The organism is Streptomyces sp. bgisy159, assembly GCF_057707805.1.
Window position 1 is genome coordinate 18,759 of the sequence record NZ_JBYIQX010000027.1, and the last position, 18,561, is coordinate 37,319.

At 76.0% G+C, this 18,561-nt stretch carries 3 protein-coding genes; all 3 read right to left on the reverse strand.

Translation table 11 applies throughout. The features are described from left to right. Positions 1 to 68: 68 nt before the first annotated feature. From AC3ET3_RS23925 to AC3ET3_RS23935, 3 genes are read right to left on the reverse strand one after another with little or no spacing between them, the layout of a single operon-like run. Positions 69 to 5,642 carry an amino acid adenylation domain-containing protein gene (locus tag AC3ET3_RS23925; protein ID WP_435612847.1) on the reverse strand — a complete coding sequence of 1,858 codons (5,574 nt, stop codon included), beginning with the start codon at positions 5,640 to 5,642 and terminating at the stop codon, positions 69 to 71. After that, on the reverse strand, positions 5,639 to 10,225 hold the full coding sequence (locus AC3ET3_RS23930; protein WP_435612848.1) for an amino acid adenylation domain-containing protein: 4,587 nt from the start codon (positions 10,223 to 10,225) through the stop codon (positions 5,639 to 5,641). The genes AC3ET3_RS23925 and AC3ET3_RS23930 overlap by 4 nt, the downstream gene beginning before the upstream one ends. Further along, positions 10,222 to 18,387: an amino acid adenylation domain-containing protein gene (locus AC3ET3_RS23935; RefSeq protein ID WP_435612849.1), complete on the reverse strand. Its 8,166-nt coding sequence runs from the start codon at positions 18,385 to 18,387 to the stop codon at positions 10,222 to 10,224. Before AC3ET3_RS23935 ends, AC3ET3_RS23930 begins: the two co-directional genes overlap by 4 nt. Positions 18,388 to 18,561 lie beyond the last annotated feature (174 nt).

Sequence of the window (18,561 nt, forward strand, 5' to 3'; positions counted from 1 at the left end):
GGGGCGGGGACGGCATGCGAGAGGGGCGGTACGAGAGGTCTCGTACCACCCCGGTGGCCCGCGTGGCGTCAGTCGCGGGCGTTGAGCAGCCGGCCGATCTCGGCGGCCGGTCCGGGGGCGGCCATGCCCTCGTGGGTGGCGGCCACCTCCAGGCGTTCCACGCCTCCGGACAGGTACGGGGTCCAGGCGTCGGGGTCCGCCCACGCGCGGACGTTCTCGGTGGCGGCGATCAGCAGGATGTCGCCCTTGAACACGGGCGGCCGGGCGGGCGAGACGAGGCGCACGTTGTTGACCAGGGCGCCGAGCACGGCGTGCCGCTGGGCCGGGTCGAGGCCGCCGAGTTCGGAGTCGCCGCGGCCCAGGTAGTCCACGACGCGTTCGCTGAGCGCGACCGCCCCGTCGGGCAGGTCGTCCGGGTCGTCGCCGTGCCGGCGGGCGTGCGCGGCGCACAGGTCGCGCAGCACCCGCTCGGCGGAGAGCTCCTCGCGCCGGTGCTCCTCCACGGGGTAGGCGTCCAGCAGCACCAGCTGCTCCACCTCCTCGCCGCGCCGCTGGAGTTCGGCGGCGAGCAGATGCGCGAGGGTACCGCCGAGGGACCAGCCCAGCAGCCGGTACGGGCCGTGCGGGCGCACGGAGCGCAGCTGCTCGACGTAGCCGTCCAGCATCTCGGCCAGGGTCGCGGCGGGCGGCGCGGAGTCGTCGAGCCCCGCCGACTGCAGCCCGTACACGGGCCGTTCGGGGTCGAGGGTGCGCAGCAGGCCGGAGTAGCACCAGCTCAGGCCGCCGACGGGGTGCACGCAGAACAGCGGTGTCCCGCGGCCCGCCGGGCGCAGCGGCAGCAGGGGTCCGAAGCCGCCCGAGGCGTCCCGGTCGTCGCCGTCGACGAGCCGCAGCAGGTCCGCCGGGGTGGGCGCGGCGAACACCTCGCGCACGCTCGGCTCCCTGCCGAGGGTGCGGCCGACGAGGCCGGCGAGGCGGGAGGCGAGCAGCGAGTGGCCGCCGCGGGCGAAGAAGCTGTCGTCCCTGCCGACCTCGGCGACGCCCAGCACCTCGGCGAACAGCCGGCACATCAGTTCCTCGCGCGGGGTGCGCGGGGGCCGGCCGGTGCCGGTGCGCTCGGGCGGGGCGGGCAGGGCGCGGGTGTCGAGCTTGCCGTTGGGGGTCATGGGCAGTTCGTCGAGGACGACGAGCGCGCCGGGCACCATGTAGTCGGGCAGCTTCTCGCGCAGCGCGGCGAGTGCCCCGGCGGTGTCCGGGCCGGGGCCGGCGGGCACCGCGTAGGCGACGAGGCGGGGGTCGCCCGGGCGGTCCTCGCGGACGACGACCGCCGCCCGGGCGACGCCGGGCACGTCGAGCAGGGCCGCCTCGATCTCGCCGGTCTCGATGCGGAACCCGCGCAGCTTGACCTGGCCGTCCGCCCGGCCGACGAACTCCAGGCGCCCGTCACGGCGGCGGCGCACCAGGTCGCCGGTGCGGTACATGCGGGCGCCGGGCGCCCCGTACGGGTCGGCGACGAACCGGCCCGCGGTCTGCGCCGGCCGGCCGAGGTAGCCGCGGGCCACCCCCGGGCCGGAGATGTACAGCTCGCCGGGCGCGCCGGGCGGGGTGGGGCGCAGCGCGGCGTCGAGGACGTGGACGCGGACCCCGGGCACGGCCCGGCCGATGGAGCGCGGCCCGGGCGCGGCCGGGTCCTGGAGGGCGTAGGTGACCTCGCAGGTGGCCTCCGTGGGACCGTACGCGTTGACCATGCGCCGGCCGGGCGCCCACCGGGCGACCAGCTGCGGGGTGCAGGCCTCGCCGCCGGTCATCAGGGTGGCGAGGTCGGGCAGGTCGGCGGGCGGCAGCCCGGCGAGGACGGCGGGCGGCAGGTGGGCGTGGCTGATGCGCTCCTCGGCCAGGAACGCGGCCAGTTCCGCGCCGACCGGCCGCCGCTCCGGGACGACCAGGCAGGCGCCGGTGAGCAGCGCCATGCACAGTTCGGCCACCGACACGTCGAAGCTCGGCGAGACGAACTGCAGGACGCGGCTGCCGGGGCCGGCGCCGTGGTCGTGCCGGCTGCCGTGGCCGAGCCCGGCGAGCCCGGCGTGGGTGACGACGACGCCCTTGGGTGTGCCGGTGGAGCCGGAGGTGTAGATGACGTACGCCGGGTGCTCGGGGAGCAGGGCCGGGCGCGGTGGGCCGTCGGGCCGGCCGGGGGCGTCGCAGCCGGTCAGTACGGGTGCGTCGGTGCGCAGCCGGGCGGCGGTGCGCTCGGTGGCGAACACGGCGAGCGGGGCGGTCTCGGCGAGCATCAGCTCCAGGCGGCTGTCGGGGTAGTCGGGGTCGAGCGGCACGTAGGCGGCGCCAGCCTTGGTGACGGCGAGGGCGGCGACGACCAGGTCGGCCGAGGCGGGCAGGGCGACGGCGACGAACTTCTCGGGGCCGGCGCCGAGTTCGGCCAGGCGGTGGGCCAGCCGGTTGGCGCGGGCGTCGAGTTCGGCGTAGGTGAGGGTGGTGGTGCCGTGGCGGACGGCGGGCGCGTCGGGGGTGCGGGCGGCCTGCCGGGCGAACAGCGCGGGCAGGGTGTCGGGCGCCACGGCGGGCGCGGCCCGTTCGGTATCGGCGGCCAGCAGCCGGCGCTCCTCGGCGGAGAGCAGGTCGAGGGCGCTCAGTGCGCGCGCCGGGTCCTCGGCGGCCCGGTCGAGGAGGCGGACCAGCCGGTCGGCGAGGTCCCGCGCGGTCTCCGGGTCGAACAGCGCGGTGGCGTACTCCAGCATGCCGCGCAGGCCGCCGTCCCGGGTCTCGGCGACGCTGAACGACAGGTCGCAGCGCGCGGTTCCGGTGGCCAGGCCTTCGAAGCCGACGGTGAGGCCGGGCATCCGCATGACGGGCTCGGCGTTGTTCTGGAAGGCGAGCATCACCTGGAACAGCGGGTGCGCGGCGGCCGACCGCACCGGGTTGAGCGCCTCCACCAGCCGCTCGAACGGCAGCTCCTGGTGGGCGTAGGCGGCGAGGTCGGCCTCGCGGACCCGTTCCAGCAGTTCCCGGAAGGACGGGTCGCCCGAGGTGTCGGTGCGCAGCACCAGCGTGTTGACGAAGAACCCGGCCAGCCGTTCCAGGGCGGGCGCGCCGCGGCCGCCGACGGCGGTGCCGAGCGGGATGTCGTCACCGGCGCCCATCCGGCTGAGCAGCGCGGCGACGGCGGTCTGCACCACCATGAACGCGGTGGCGCCGGCGCTGCGGGCGAGGGCGGTGAGGCGCCGGTGGGTCTCCTCGCCCACCTCGAACGCGACGGTGCCGCCGCGGTGGTCGGCCACCGCGGGACGGGGCCGGTCGGCGGGCAGGTCCAGGCTGCCGGGGGCGCCGTCCAGGGCGGTGCGCCAGAACGCCAGCTGCCGGGCGAGCAGGCTGTCCGGGTCGTCGTCGGCGCCGAGCAGTTCGCGCTGCCACAGCGCGTAGTCGGCGTACTGCAGCGGCAGCGGTTCCCAGCCGGGGGCGGTGCCGCGGCAGCGCGCGGTGTACGCCTCGGCGAGGTCGCCGAGGAGCGGGGCGACGGAGCCGCCGTCGGCGGCGATGTGGTGGACCAGCAGCAGCAGGACGTGCTCCCGGGGGCCGAGCCGCAGCACGGTGGCCCGCAGCGGGATCTCGCCGGCCAGGTCGAACGGGTGGCGGGCGGCCTCGGCGAGCAGCCGGGCGGCGTCGCCCGGCGCGGCGTCGACCACGTCGACGGGCGGCTCCGCGTCCGCCAGCACGCGCTGGTGGGGCACGCCCCGCTCGGCGGGGAACACGGTGCGCAGGCTCTCGTGGCGCCGGGTCAGGTCGCCGAGCGCGGCGGTGAGCGCCGGCAGGTCCAGGTCGCCGGTCAGGCGCAGCGGCATCGGCACGTTGTAGGCGGGGCTCGGCCCTTCCGCCCGGTACAGGAACCACAGGCGGGCCTGGGCGAAGGACAGGGGGACGCGGGCGGGGCGCGGCCGGGCGGCCGGCTCGGGCGGCGCGGGCCGGCCGGCGGCCTGCCGGATCCGTTCGGCGAACCGGGCCGGGGTGGGGGCGGCGAACAGCTCGCGCACGGGCAGGGACACCCCGAGGACGGCGCGGACGCGGCCCAGGAGCTTCAGCGCCGACAGGGAGTGCCCGCCCCGGGCGAAGAAGCTCTCCCGGGGTCCGATCCGGGGGTGCCCGAGGACCTCGGCGAACAGGCCGCACAGGATCTCCTCCTCGGGGCCGGCCGCCGCGCCGGGCCCGGGCCGCTCCGCATCCCCTTCGCGGGCCGCGGCCGCCTCGGCGGGCGCGCCGTTCGCGTCCCGGGCGGGTCCGGGCGGCGCGGGCAGCTGGGCGCGCTCCTCGGGCAGCAGGCCCGGCAGGGCGCCGACCGGGGTGGCCGGGGCGCCGGCGGCGGCTTCCAGCAGGCGCACCACGTGCCGCAGCACCGTCCCGGAGGTGTCCTCGTCGTACAGGTCGGGCCGGTACTCCAGGCGGACGACCAGGCGCTGCCCGGCGAGGCCGGCGACGAGCCGCAGCGGGTAGTGCGCGGCGTCCTGGCCGGTGACCCGGCCGACCCGCAGCCCGTCGTAGTCCTGCCGGGGCCCGCCGCCGCCGGGGTAGTTCTCGACCGTCAGCACGGTGTCGAACAGGTCCCCGTGCCCGGCGAGCCGCTGGACGTCGCCGAGCCGCAGTTGCTGGTGGTCCAGGAGCAGCGCCTGTTCCTCCTGCAGCCGTCCCAGCGCCTCGGTGAGCGGTCGCCGCGCGTCGAGCCGGACCCGGACCGGCACGGTGTTGATGAACAGGCCGACCATGGTCTCCACGCCGGGCAGCTGCGGCGGCCGGCCCGAGACCACCGAGCCGAAGACCACGTCGTCGCGTCCGGTCAGCTCGCGCAGGGTCAGCGCCCAGGCGCCCTGCAGCACGGTGTTGAGGGTCAGCCCGGCGGCGCGGGCGGCGCCGAGCAGCGCGGCCGTGGCGTACTCGGACAGCTCCACGGTGTGCAGGCGGGGCGGGACGGGGGGCAGGTCCCGGCCGGGCGCGACCAGGGTGGGCCCGGCCAGGCCGGCCAGCGCCCGCCGCCACGCCTCCTCGGCGGCCGGCCGGTCCTGCGCGGCCAGCCAGGCGAGGTAGTCGCGGTACGGCGTGACGGGCGGCAGGGCGGCGGCGTCGCCGTGCCCGGCGTACAGGGTGAGCAGTTCCCGCTGGAGGACCGGCGCGGACCAGCCGTCCCACAGGATGTGGTGGTTGGTCAGCACCAGGGCGTGCCGCCGGCTGTCGCGGCGCACCAGGCGGAACCGCAGCGCGGGCGGCGCGGCCAGGTCGAAGGGGCGGGCGCGCTCCTCGTCCAGGATCCGCGCGAGGGCGGCCTCGCGGCCGTCGGCGGGTATGCCGGTCAGGTCGGTCTCCTGCCAGGGCAGCTCCACCTGCCGGTGCACGACCTGGATGGCCTGGCCGTTGGCGCGCTGCCGGAACCCGGCCCGCAGGTTGGCGTGGCGGCGCAGCAGCGCCTCGGCGGCGGTGCGCAGCCGGGGGGCGTCCAGCGGTCCGGTCAGGTCCAGCACCAGCTGGGTGGTGTACACGTCCCCGCCGGTGTCCTGCGCGGCGCCTTCCAGGGCGTGGAAGAGCAGTCCCTCCTGCAGCGGCGAGAGCGGCAGGACGTCCTCGAGCCCGGATGTCTTCATGCGAGGTCCCTCAATTCTGCTTCCAGGTCGTCGATCTCGCCCTGACTCAGGGAGACCAGGTCCAGGTCGGACGGGGTGAACCCGCCGGCCTCGGGCGCCCGCACCCCGTGGGTGAGGGCGCGCAGCGCGTCGAACCAGCCGGCCGCGAGGGTGCGCACCTCCGCCTCCTCGAACAGTTCGCCGGGCCAGGTCCAGGTGGCCGCCAGCTCGGGTCCGCCCGGCCGGTCCAGCGTCACGGAGTTGATCTCCAGGGCGTGGCCGACGGGCATGTCGGGGTCGCGGGGTGCCGGGGCGGGCGCGCCGGACACGGCCGCCCAGTCCGCCGGTGCGGAGTACGCGCCGGGAGCGGCGGACGCCTCGCCCGCGGGCATCCGGCCCAGGTAGTTGAAGCCGATCTGCGGGGCCGGCCGGCCGGCCAGCGCCGCCGCGGACCGCGGGTCGAGGTGGCGCAGGACGCCGTGTCCGAGTCCGTGGTCGGGCAGGGCGCGCAGCTGCTCCTTGACCCGTTTCAGGGCGTCCGGCCCGGGGTCGTCGCCGGGTTCGATCCGCACCGGGTGCAGCACGGTGAACCAGCCCACGGTCCGGGACAGGTCGATGCCCTCGGTGATCTCCTCGCGGCCGTGCCCCTCCAGGTCGACCAGGAGGGCGGGGGTGTCCTGGCCGCGTCCGCGCCGGTGTGCGCGGACCGCGAGGGCGAGGGCCGTCAGCAGCACGTCGTTGACTCCTCCGTGCACGGCCGCCGGGACGCTCGTCAGCAGCGGCTCGGTGTCCTCGGCGGGCAGCGTCAGGGTGATCTGCCGTGCGGTGAGCGCCGTGTCCCGCGCGGGGTCGAGGGCCCGGGTGCCGAGCGGCGGGTCGGGAGTGGCGGCGATGTCCTGCCACAGGGCGAGTTCGCCGCGCCGGTCCGGTGCGCTCTCGGCGAGGGTGCGGGCCCAGCGGCGGAAGGAGGTGGGCACCGGCGCGAGTTCCTCGCCGCGCCAGGCCGCCGCCAGGTCGGCGAGCAGGATCCGCCAGGACACCCCGTCGACCACCAGGTGGTGGGCGAGCAGGAGCAGCAGTCCGGGCCGGTCCGGGCCGCGGTCGTACCGGACGAAGCGGACGACCGACCCGTCGCGCGGCGCGAGCCGCTGCCGGGCCGCCTCGCCCTCCGCCGCCAGTACGGCGGCCAGCCGCGGCCCGTCCAGCCCGCGCGCGTCGACGTGGTGCAGCAGGTCGGCGGCGCGCACCCGGCCGGCCTCCGGCACGTCCAGCCGCCAGCCGGCGCCGGGGTCGGGTTCGGCCCGCAGCCGCAGGACCTCGTGCCGGTCCAGGAGCGCCTGCAGTGCCTCGGTGAGCCGCTCGGGGTCGGCCCCGGCCGGCACCCGCACGGTCATCGACTGGTTGAAGCCGGTCCAGGAGCCGCCGAGTTCGCGCAGCCAGTGCATGATCGGCGTGGCGAGGACGGTGCCGGCGCCGTCGTCCGCCGCGGTGGGCGCCTCGTCGGTCACGGCCCGGGCCACGACCGCGAGCCGTGCGGCCGAGCGGTGCGCGAAGACGTCCCGGGCGGTGAACTCCAGCCCGGCCCGGCGGGCCCGGCCGACCAGCTGGATGGCGAGGATGCTGTCCCCGCCCAGCTCGAAGAACCCGGCTTCCGGGTCGACGGCGTCCAGGCCGAGCACCTCGGCGAACAGGCCGCACAGGATCTCCTCCTGGGCGGTACGGGCGGCACGTCCGGTGCCCTGACCGCCGTACGACGGCACCGGCAGGGCCTTGTGGTCGAGCTTGCCGTTCGGGGTGAGCGGCAGGGCGTCCAGCGGCACGATCGCCGCAGGGACCATGTACTCGGGCAGGTGCTCGGCCGCGAGGGCCCGCACCTCGTCGCGGGTCGCGTCGCCCACGGTGTACGCCACCACGCGCTTGTCGCCGGGCCGGTCCTCGCGGACCACCACGGCCGCCTGCCGCACACCCGGGTGGGTGCCGAGGACGCCCTCGATCTCGCCGAGCTCGATCCGGAAACCGCGGATCTTCACCTGGTGGTCGACGCGCCCGACGAACTCCAGCTGCCCGTCGGCGCGCCACCGCACCACATCCCCCGTCCGGTACAGCCGGCTCCCAGGAGCCCCGAACGGATCGGCCACGAAACGCCCCGACGTCAACGCCGGACGCCCCAGATAACCACGCGCCAGACCGGACCCCGACACATACAACTCACCCGGCACCCCCACCGGCACCGGCCGCAGCCGCGCGTCCAGGACGTACACGTCGAAGCCGTTGAGCGGGGAGCCGATGGGCGGGGTGACGGCGCCGGAGAGCGGGCGGCTCATCGTGGCGCACACGGTCGTCTCGGTGGGCCCGTACGCGTTGATCATCCGCCGGCCCTCGGACCACACCCCGACCAGAGCGGGCGGGCACGCCTCACCGGCGACCACGAGCGTCATCCCGTCCGGCAGACCACCCTCCGGCATCACCGGCAGAGCGGCGGGCGGCAGGGTGGCGTGCGTGACCCCGTGGCGGGCCAGCACCCCGGCCAGGGGCTCGCCCGGCAGCAGTTCCGCCGCCGGGGCCATCACCAGCCGCGCTCCCGCCAGCAGCGCCATGCAGACCTCCCACGCCGCCGCGTCGAAGCTGGGCGAGGCGAACTGCAGCACCCTGCTGTCCGGAGTGACGTCGAAGGCACGGGTCTGGGAGTACGACAGGCCGGCGATCCCGGAGTGGGTGACGACCACCCCCTTGGGGCGGCCGGTCGACCCCGACGTGTAGATGACGTACGCGGGTGAGCCCAGGGTCAGCGCGGCCGTACGGTCCGCGTCGGTGACGTCGGCCGGGTCGCAGGCACCGAACGGCACCTGCTCCACCAGCACCGGCTCGACCCCCTCGGGAAGCCTCGGAGCCGTACCCGCGTCGGTGAGGACACAGACGGGCCGGGAGTCGTCCAGCATGTAGGCGATGCGGTCGGCCGGGTACTCCGGGTCGACGGGCACGTACGCGCCGCCCGCCTTCATCACCCCGAGGACGGCCACCAGCCACTCCACCGACCGCGGCAACGCCACCGCGACCCGCTTCTCCGGCCCCACCCCACGACCGATCAGCCAGTGCGCCAGCCGATTGGCACGACGGTTCAACTCCCCGTAGCCCAGGGCCTCGGAGCCGAACTCGACGGCGACCGCGTCCGGGTCCCGCCGCACCCGCTCCTCGAACAACTCGACGAACGTGGCCGCCCCGACCGGCTCACCCGACTCGTTCCACTCACCCACAATCCGCCGACGCTCCTCCGGCGCCAGGACGTCCCACTCGCCGAGCGCCCGGTCCGGGCACTCCCCCGCCCACTCCAGCAGCCGCACCAACCGCCCCACCAGCGCCTCGACCGACCCCCGGTCGAACACCTCCGTCGCGAAGGTGACGGCACCGGCCAGGCCGTCGGGGGCGCCGTCGGCGGTGTGCCGCTCGTGCAGGGTGAGCGCGAGGTCGAACTTGGCGGTCCCGACGGACAGGTCGTCGAGGCGTGCGGTGGCCCCCGGGAAACGGACCTGTCCCTCCGCGTTGTTCTGCAGGACGAGCATGACCTGGAAGAGGGGGTGGTGGGCCAGTGACCGGACCGGGTTGACCGCCTCCACGACCCGCTCGAACGGCACGTCCTGGTGCGCGAACGCCGACAGATCCGTCTCCCGCACCCGCTCCACCAGCTCACGGAACGTCGGATCACCCGACACATCCGCCCGCAGCACCAACGTGTTCACGAAGAACCCGACCAGATCGTCCAACGCCTCGTCCGAACGACCGGCCACCACCGTCCCCACAGGAACGTCCGAACCCGCCCCGAGCCGCGACAGCAACGCGGCAAGCGCCGCATGCACCACCATGAACACGGTCGCACCCGTCGACCGGGCCAGCTCCTTCAACGCCCGATGCGCCCCCGCCGGCACCCGCACATCCACCAACGCACCCGCATGCCCCGCAACCACAGGCCGCGCACGATCCAACGGCAACCCGACCAACTCCGGAAGCCCCGCCAGCTCCTTGCGCCAAAACCCCAACTGCCGCGCCAGCACACTCCCCGGATCCGACTCCTCCCCCAGCACCTCCCGCTGCCACAACGCGAAATCCGCGTACTGCACCGGCAACGGCTCCCAACCAGGCACATCCCCACTCACCCGAGCCGCGTACGCCACCGACAGATCCCGCACCAACGGACCCGCCGACCACCCGTCCGCCACGATGTGATGCATCAACAACAACACCACGAACCCACCCTCACCCACCGCGAACAACGTCACCCGGAACGGCACCTCACCCTCCAGCACGAACACGTGCCGGGACTCGGCGGCCAGGGCGGGCTCCAGCTCGTCGGACGTCACCCGCTCGATGCGGAAGACGTCGGTGTCCTCGGCCGGCAGGATGCGCTGCCGGGGCACGCCGTCCACGGCCGGGAACACGGTGCGCAGGCTCTCGTGCCGGGCGACGACGTCCCGTACGGCGTCGCGCAGGGCGTCCGGGTCCAGCGGGCCGTCGACGCGCAGGGCGAGCGGCACGTTGTAGGTGGGGCTCGGGCCCTCCAGGTGGTACAGGAACCACAGCCTCTGCTGGGCGTGAGAGAGCGGAATCATGACATCTCCTCGGACCTCTTCATCGGCCGCAGCTTGGGCCGGGCCTTCTCGGCACGCGCCAGGCGGGTGACGAGGGTCTCCGCCGTGGGGTTCTCGAACAGGGTGCGCAGACTGGTCTCGGCCTCGAAGACCGAGCGGATACGGCTGATGAGCCGGGTGGCGAGCAGCGAGTGGCCGCCCAGCTCGAAGAAGTTGGCCGCCGGGTCGACGGCGTCCAGGCCGAGCACCTCGGCGAACAGGCCGCACAGGATCTCCTCCTGGGCGGTACGGGCGGCACGTCCGGTGCCCTGGCCGCCGTACGACGGCACCGGCAGGGCCTTCTGGTCGACCTTGCCGTTCGCGTTCAGGGGCAGTGCCTCCAGCGGCACGATCGCGGACGGCACCATGTACTCCGGCAGCTTTTCGGCGGCCAGGGTCCTCAGCTCCTCGACCGGCGCGGTGGTGACGGCGTAGGCGACGACGCGCTTGTCGCCGGGGCGGTCCTCGCGGACCACGACCGTCACCTGGCGCACCCGCGGGTCGGCGCCGAGCACGCCCTCGATCTCGCCCGGCTCGATCCGGAAACCGCGGATCTTCACCTGGTGGTCGACGCGCCCGACGAACTCCAGTTGCCCGTCGGCCCACCACCGCACCACATCCCCCGTCCGGTACAGCCGGGCTCCGGGCGTGCCGAACGGGTCGGCGACGAAGCGGGCGGCGGTGAGGGCGGGGCGGTGGAGGTAGCCGCGGGCGAGTCCGGCGCCGCCGAGGTACAGCTCGCCGGGGACGCCGGCCGGGACCGGCCGCAGCCGGGCGTCCAGGACGTACGCCGTGGTGTTGTCCATGGGGCCGCCGATCGGCGGGGTGCCGGGGTAGTCGTAGGGGCGGCGGACCGGGTGGCAGGTGGCGAACGTGGTGGTCTCCGTGGGGCCGTACACGTGCACCACCCGGGTGCCGGGGCAGCGTTGTGCGACGCCGCGCATCGCGGCCGCCGATCCCGCCTCGCCGCCGGTCCACACCTCGCGCACCCCGGACAGCGGATCGCCGGGCTCCTCGGCGAGCAGGTTGAACAGGGCGGTGGTGAGGAACACGGCGGTCACCCCGCCCCCGGTGAGCTGGGTGCGCAGGAACGCCAGGTCGGTCTCGCCCGGGGGTGCCACGACGACCTCGCCGCCGGACAGCAGCGGTACCCACAGTTCGTAGGTGGAGGCGTCGAAGGCCAGCGGGGAGTGCAGCAGGACCCGCCGGTGGGCGTCACCGGCGAAGCGGTGGTCGGCGGCCAGCGCGGCGATGTTCCGGTGGGTGACGACGACGCCCTTGGGGGTGCCCGTCGAGCCGGAGGTGAACATGGCGTAGGCGAGCTGCCCCGGCGGGACCGGCACCGCCGGGTCGTGCCCGGGGTGGTCCGGGGCGCCGGGGCGGAGGACCCGCACCCCGGGCGGCGGGACGAGGTCGTCGCGGTCGGTGACGAGGAGGGGTGCGCCGGCCTGGTCGAGGACGAGCCGCAGCCGGGCGGCGGGCGAGCGCACGTCCAGCGGGACGTACGTGCCGCCGGCCTTGAGGACGCCGAGGATCGCCACGACGGCCTCGAAGGAACGGTCCAGGTGGAGCGCGACCGGGGTCTCGGCCCGGACGCCCTCGGCGATCAGCCGGTGCGCGAACCGGTTGGCCCGGCGGTCGAGTTCGGCGTAGGTGAGCGTGTCGTCGCCGCGGCGCAGGGCGACGGCGTCGGGGGTGCGGGCGGCCTGGGCGGCGAACAGCGCGGGCAGGGAGCCCTCGGGGACCTCCCGGCCGGTGTCGTTCCAGGTGTCCAGCACCGTGCGGCGCTCGGCGTCGGTGATCACCGGGAGGGCGCCGATCGGCAGCCCGGGGTCGGCGGCGGCGGCGTCGAGGAAGCGCGCCAGCCGGTCGGCGAGGGCGGCCGCGGTGTCCCGTTCGAACAGGTCCGTGGCGTAGCCGAGCGTGCCGGTGACGCCGTCCCGGTCCTCGCGCACGTTGAGGATCAGGTCGAACTTGGCCGCGCCCGCGCTCAGGTCCTCCACGTCCACGTCGAGGCCGGGGAGTTCGGCCCGGCCGTCCGTGGTGTTCTGCAGGACGAGCATGACCTGGAAGAGGGGGTGGTGGGCCAGGGACCGGGCCGGGTTGACCGCCTCCACGACCCGCTCGAAGGGCACGTCCTGGTGCGCGAACGCCGACAGGTCGGTCTCCCGGACCCGCTCCAGCAGCTCGCGGAAGGCGGGGTCGCCCGAGGTGTCCGTGCGCAGCACCAGCGTGTTGACGAAGAACCCGACCAGGTCGTCCAGCGCCTCGTCGGAACGGCCGGCGACCACCGTCCCCACGGGGACGTCGGCGCCCGCGCCGAGCCGCGACAGCAGGGCGGCGAGCGCCGCGTGCAGCACCATGAACACGGTGGCACCCGTCGACCGGGCCAGTTCCTTGAGCGCCCGGTGGCTGTCGGGGCCGAGCCGGAAGGGCACCAGGCCGCCGCGGTGGGCGGCGACCGCCGGACGCGGGTGGTCCAGCGGCAGCTCCAGCAGCTCGGGGGCGCCGGACAACTGCTGCCGCCAGTAGGCGAGCTGACGGCTCAGCGGGCTGCCGGCGTCGCTCTCGTCACCGAGGACGTCCTGCTGCCACAGCGCGTAGTCGGCGTACTGCACCGGCAGCGGCTCCCAGCCGGGGGCGCCACCGCCGAGGCGGGCGGTGTAGGCGGCGGACAGGTCGCGCAGCAGGGGGCCCGCCGACCAGCCGTCGGCCACGATGTGGTGCATCAGCAGCAACAGCACGTGCTGCTCACCGCCGTCCCCGAACAGGGTGAACCGCAGGGGCGGTTCGGAGTCGAGGGCGAAGGTGTGCCGGGCCGCCTCGGCCAGTGCCGCCGCCGTCTCGCCGGGCGCCGTGGTACGGACGTCGAGCGCGGGCACGGTGTCCGCGGGCAGGACGTGCTGCCGGGGCACGCCGTCCTCCTCGGTGAACACCGTGCGCAGGCTCTCGTGGCGGGCGGCCACGTCGCCGAGCGCGGCGCGCAGCGCCGGGACGTCCAGGGGGCCGGACAGGCGCAGCGCGAGCGGGATGTTGTAGGTGGGGCTCGGGCCCTCCAGCCGGTTCAGGAACCACAGCCGGCGCTGGGCGTGCGACAGCGGCAGCCGCTCGGGGCGCTCCCGGCGGACCGGCCGGGGGCGGGCCTCGCCGGTGCCGTCGAGGCGGGCGGCGAGGTCGCGCACGGTGGGCGCCTCGAAGAGGGTGCGCAGCGAGAGGTCGGCGCCGAACACGGTCCGTACCCGGCCGACCAGCCGGGTGGCGAGCAGGGAGTGCCCGCCCAGGTCGAAGAAGCCGGTGTCCACCGGCACCTCGGGTACCCCGAGGACCTCGGCGAACAGGCCGCGCAGGATCTCCTCACGGGCGGTGCGCGGCGCGGCGCCCGCCGGGTCGGCGGCGGGCCGCCGTTCGGGCGCGGGCAGCGCGGCCCGGTCCAGCTTGCCGTTGGCGGTGGCGGGGAACGCGTCCAGCAGCACGACGTCCGCGGGGACCATGTACTCGGGCAGCCGTTCGGCCGCCCAGCGCCGCAGCCCGGCCTCGTCCGCGCCGGGCCCGGCGGGCACCGCGTAGGCGACGACGCGCCGGTCGCCGGGCCGGTCCTCGCGGACCACCGCGGCCGCCTGCCGCACCTGCGGGTGGGCGCCGAGCACCCCCTCGATCTCGCCGAGCTCGATCCGGAAACCGCGCACCTTGACCTGGTGGTCGACGCGGCCGACGAACTCCAGCAGCCCGCGCCGGTTCCAGCGGCCCAGGTCGCCCGAGCGGTACATGCGCGCGCCGGGCGGGCCGAACGGGTCGGCGACGAACCGGGCGGCGGTCAGCGCGCGACGGCCGTGGTAGCCGCGGGTGACCAGGTCGCCCGCGATGTACAGCTCGCCGCTCACTCCGGCGGGCACCGGGCGCAGCCGCCCGTCGAGCACGTACATCCGGGTGCCGTGCACGGGCCGGCCGATGGTGACGACGCCGGCGGGCACCGGCTCGCCCGGCTCGATGCGGAACTCGGTGCAGCCGACGGTCGTCTCGGTGGGCCCGTACTCGTTGACGACGGTGGCCTCCGGGTGGCGGGCCCGCCACTGCTCCAGCACCTCGCCCATCAGGGACTCGCCGCCCAGCACCAGCTGGCGGGCGGGGGAGAGACGGTCGTCGTTCTCCAGCAGCAGCGGCAGGTGGCTGGGGGTGGCCTTGACGAAGTCCGGGCGGGCGGCGGGCGGCCGGCCGTCCCGGCCGTCGAGACCGAGGAGTTCCACCGTGCCGCCCGCGGTGAGCGGGGCGAAGACACCGGTGACGGTCAGGTCGAAGGCGACCGGCGAGTGCACCAGCGCCCGGCCGCCCACGCTGTCGTACGCCTCCCGCGCCCAGGCGAGGTACGCGGCCAGCGAGCGGTGCTCGACGACGACGCCCTTGGGCCGGCCGGTGGAGCCGGAGGTGAAGATGACGTACGCCGGGTGGGCCGGGGTGAGCGGGGCGGTGCGCTCGGCGTCGGTGACGTCGCTGCCGTTGGTGACGTCGGTGGATCCGGCCGGACCGGCGAGACCGGCGCAGTCGGTGGGGCCGGTGTCCAGCGGCAGCTGTCGTTCCGCGTCCGGGTCGAGCGTCACCAGCCGATGCCCGTCCGGCAGCTTCGCGCCGTCCCGGGAGGTGGTGAGGGTCGCCACCGGTCGTACGTCGTCCAGGACGAAGGCGATGCGGTCGGCGGGGTGCGTCAGGTCCAGCGGCAGGTAGGCGGCGCCCGTCTTGACGATGCCGAGCAGCGCGGCGATCTGGTCGACGGAGCGGTCCAGGGCGACCGCGACATGCGTCTCGGGGCCGGCGCCGAGCGCGATCAGCCGGCGTGCCAGCCGGTTGGCGTACGCGTTCAGCTCCCGGTACGTCAGGACGGTGCCGGCGTGCTCGACGGCCGGCGCGTCCGGGGTGCGGCGGACCTGCGCCTCGAACAGCTCGGGCAGGGTGGCGGGGCCGGCGGCCGGCGCCGGGGCGCCCTGCCAGCCGTGGAGCAGCAGCTCCCGCTCGGCGTCGTCGAGGAGGTCCAGGTCGCCGATCCGGGTGTCGGGCGCGGCGGCGGCCGCGGCCAGCACCCGGACCAGCCGGGCGGCGAGCAGTTCGGCGCTCTCCCGGTCGAACAGGTCGACGGCGTACTCCAGGGTGCCCGCGAGCGCCTCGCCGTCCTCCGCGAACAGGAACGACAGGTCGACGTTGGCGGCGGCGCGGTCGGCGGTGCCCACGGCGACCCGCAGGCCGGGCAGGTCGTAGTGGACGTGCTCGGTGCCCTGGAAGGTCAGCATCGTCTGGAACAGAGGGTGGTGCGCCAGAGACCGAGTGGGGTTGAGGTGCTCCACCAGCCGGTCCAGCGGCAGGTCCTGGTGGGCGAAGTCGGCGAGGTCGCCGTCGCGGACCCGGCCGAGCAGCTCGGTGAAGGCGGGGTCGCCTGAGGTGTCCGTGCGCAGGCACACCGTGTTGGCGAAGCAGCCGACCAGCGGGTCGAGGAGTTCGTCGGCGCGGCCCGCGACGGCGGTGCCGACGGGGATGTCCTGGCCGGCGCCGAGCCGGGTGAGCAGCGCGGCGAGACCGGCCTGCACGGTCATGAAGACGGTGCTGCCGGTACGCCGGGCCAGGGCGGCCAGCCGCCCGTGCAGCTCGCCGGGCACGGTGAACCGGACCCGGCCGCCCCGCCCGGAGGCGACGGCCGGCCGGGGCCGGTCGGTGGGCAGCTCCAGCACGTCGGGGAGACCCGCGAGCCGTTCCTCCCAGTACGCCAGGTCCGCCTCGGGCCGTTCGGCCGCGCGCTGCCACAGCGTGTAGTCGGCGTACTGCACGGGCAGCCGGTCCCAGCGCGGGGCGTGCCCGGCGAGGCGTGCGGTGTAGGCGGCGGACAGGTCCCGGGCCAGGGGGCCGGTGGAGGCGCCGTCGGCGGCGATGTGGTGCAGCAGGACGAGCAAGGTGTGGCGGTCGGGGCCGGTGCGCAGCAGCACCGTGCGCAGCGGCGGTGCCGCCGCGAGGTCGAAGCGGTGCCGGGCCTGCCGGGTCAGCTCGCCGGGCAGGTCCTCCTCGGCCACGTCCACGACGTGCAGCGCGGGCCGGGCCTCGGCCAGGACGACCTGCGCGGGTTCGCCGTCCGTGACGCGGTAGACGGTGCGCAGCACCTCGTGCCGGTCGGTGAGGTCGCCGAGCGCGTCGGCCAGCGCCCGCCGGTCCAGCGGTCCGGTCAGCCGCAGCGTGAGCGCCATGTTGTACGAGGTGTCGTCGGCGTCCATCTGCCGCACGAACCACAGGCGGCGCTGCGCGCTGGACAGCGGCAGCCGCTCCGGCCGCCCGGCGGGAGCCAGTTCGGGCCGGTCCGCGCCGGCGGCGGTGTCCAGCGCGCGGGCGAACGCGGCCGGGGTGGGAGCGTCGAACAGGGCGTTGACCGGTACGGACACGCCGAGCAGCCGGCGCACCCGGTTGACCAGGCGGTTGGCGCGCAGGGAGTGGCCACCGTGCGCGAAGAAGTCGTCGTCGGGCCCGAACCCCGGCGTGCCCAGCACCTCGGCGAACAGCCCGCACAGGATCTCCTCGCGGGGATCGCGCGCGGCCCGGCGGACGGCGGCGGGACGGTGCTCGGCCAGCGCGGCCCGGTCCACCTTGCCGTGGGCGGTCAGCGGCAGCGCGTCGTGCACGACGACGGCGGCCGGTGCGGCGTGCTCGGGCAGCAGCCCCGCGGCGAACTCCTTGACCCGGTCCGGGTCCGGGCGGTGTCCCGGCGCGGCCACGACGTGCGCGACGAGGGTGTCGCCGTGGGCGACGACCGCGGCCCGGCCGACGCCGGGCGCCGTCAGCAGCACGGCCTCGGTCCCGGCGGGCTCGACCCGGTGGCCGCGGATCTTCAGCTGGTCGTCCCGGCGGCCGGTGAACTCGTGGCAGCCGTCACCGAGTTCGCGGACCAGGTCGCCGGTGCGGTAGCGGCCGCCGAAGCCCTCCGGCGCGTCGGCGTACCGGGCCAGGTGGGGGGTGACGACGACGAGTTCGCCGTCCTCGACGGTCAGCCGCACGCCCTCCACGCCCGGCCCGATCGGCACCCGGGCGCCGTGCCGGGCGGCCGGGGGGCGTGCGGGGCCGGCGGCGACGAACCGGGAGACGACCTGCGGGGTCTCCGTGGTGCCGTACAGGTTCAGGACGCGGGCCCCGGGGGCGAGCGCGGTCCAGGCGTCCACCGTGCGCCAGGTCAGCGGTTCCCCGCCGAAGCCGACGAGCCGCAGTCCGGGCCAGCCGTCGCCGGGGGCGCTGTCGGCGAGCGCGTCACCGAGGCCGGGCGTCAGGTGGACCAGGTCGATCCGCTCGTCCGACAGCCAGCGGGCGATCGCGGCGGCGTCGCGCACGTCGGCCTCCGGGAAGACGACGGTGCCGCCCGCCCACAGCGGCACGAACACGTCCCGCAGCAGCGGGTCGTGGCCGAGCCCGGACAGCACGGCTCCGCGCACTCCGGGCCCGATGCGCTCGGCGGCGGTGTACCAGCGCAGGAAGTGCTCCACCGGCTCCCACCCACCGAGGATCCGCCGGGCCTCACCGGTGGTACCGGAGGTGTGGGCGACGTACGCGACGGCCCCCTGAACGTGAGCCCCGGCCGCGTCGGCACCCTCCGCACAGGCACCCGCCGCGTCGGCACCCGCCGCGTCGGCACCATCGGCATAGGCACCATCGGCACCCTCCGCATCGGCACCCGCGATGAACGCCGGCACGCCCGCGTCCGCGAGCCCCTCCGGGAGGCCCGCCGGGTCGCAGGTCAGCCATGCCTTCACCGCGGACCGCTCGGCACGCCGCCGCGACGCGCGCACCGGGTACGCGGCGTCGCACACCAGGAAGGCGGCGCCGCTGCGCGCCACGGCCACCAGGGCCAGCGCGAGGGCGGGGGTGCGCAGCGCGTGGATCGCGACGGTGTCCCCGGCGCCGACGCCGGCCGCGGACAGCCGCCGGGCGAGCCGTGCCGTCGCCGCGTCGAAGGACCGGTAGCTCCACCGCGCCCCTGTTCCCGCCCCCGTTCCCGTCCCCGCCCCCGTCCCCGACACCGCGAGGGCGTCGGGCGTGCGGGCCGCGTGCTCCGCGAGCCGCCCCAGCAGACCGGCCGGTCCGGCCGCCTCGGACCGTCCCGGGTCCCGTATCGCCTCACCTGACATGGATCCGACTCCTCAGTTCGCAGTCCACATGCCGGTGGAGGCTAGGAACCCGCTCTTTCGCCGCGTTATCGCGCGCGTTTCGGCCAGGCGGGAGCCGGCGCGAAGCAATTCGATAAGCCATCGATACAGGGCCGCCGTAGCGTCCGGCTCGCCGCTGTTTCCGCGGACCTTGAG

Excerpts from the sequence above, each read along its gene's own strand:
- AC3ET3_RS23925 (WP_435612847.1), bottom strand. The coding sequence starts at position 5,642 with ATGAAGACATCCGGGCTCGAGGACGTCCTGCCGCTCTCGCCGCTGCAG.
- AC3ET3_RS23930 (WP_435612848.1), bottom strand. The coding sequence starts at position 10,225 with ATGATTCCGCTCTCTCACGCCCAGCAGAGGCTGTGGTTCCTGTACCAC.
- AC3ET3_RS23935 (WP_435612849.1), bottom strand. The coding sequence starts at position 18,387 with ATGTCAGGTGAGGCGATACGGGACCCGGGACGGTCCGAGGCGGCCGGA.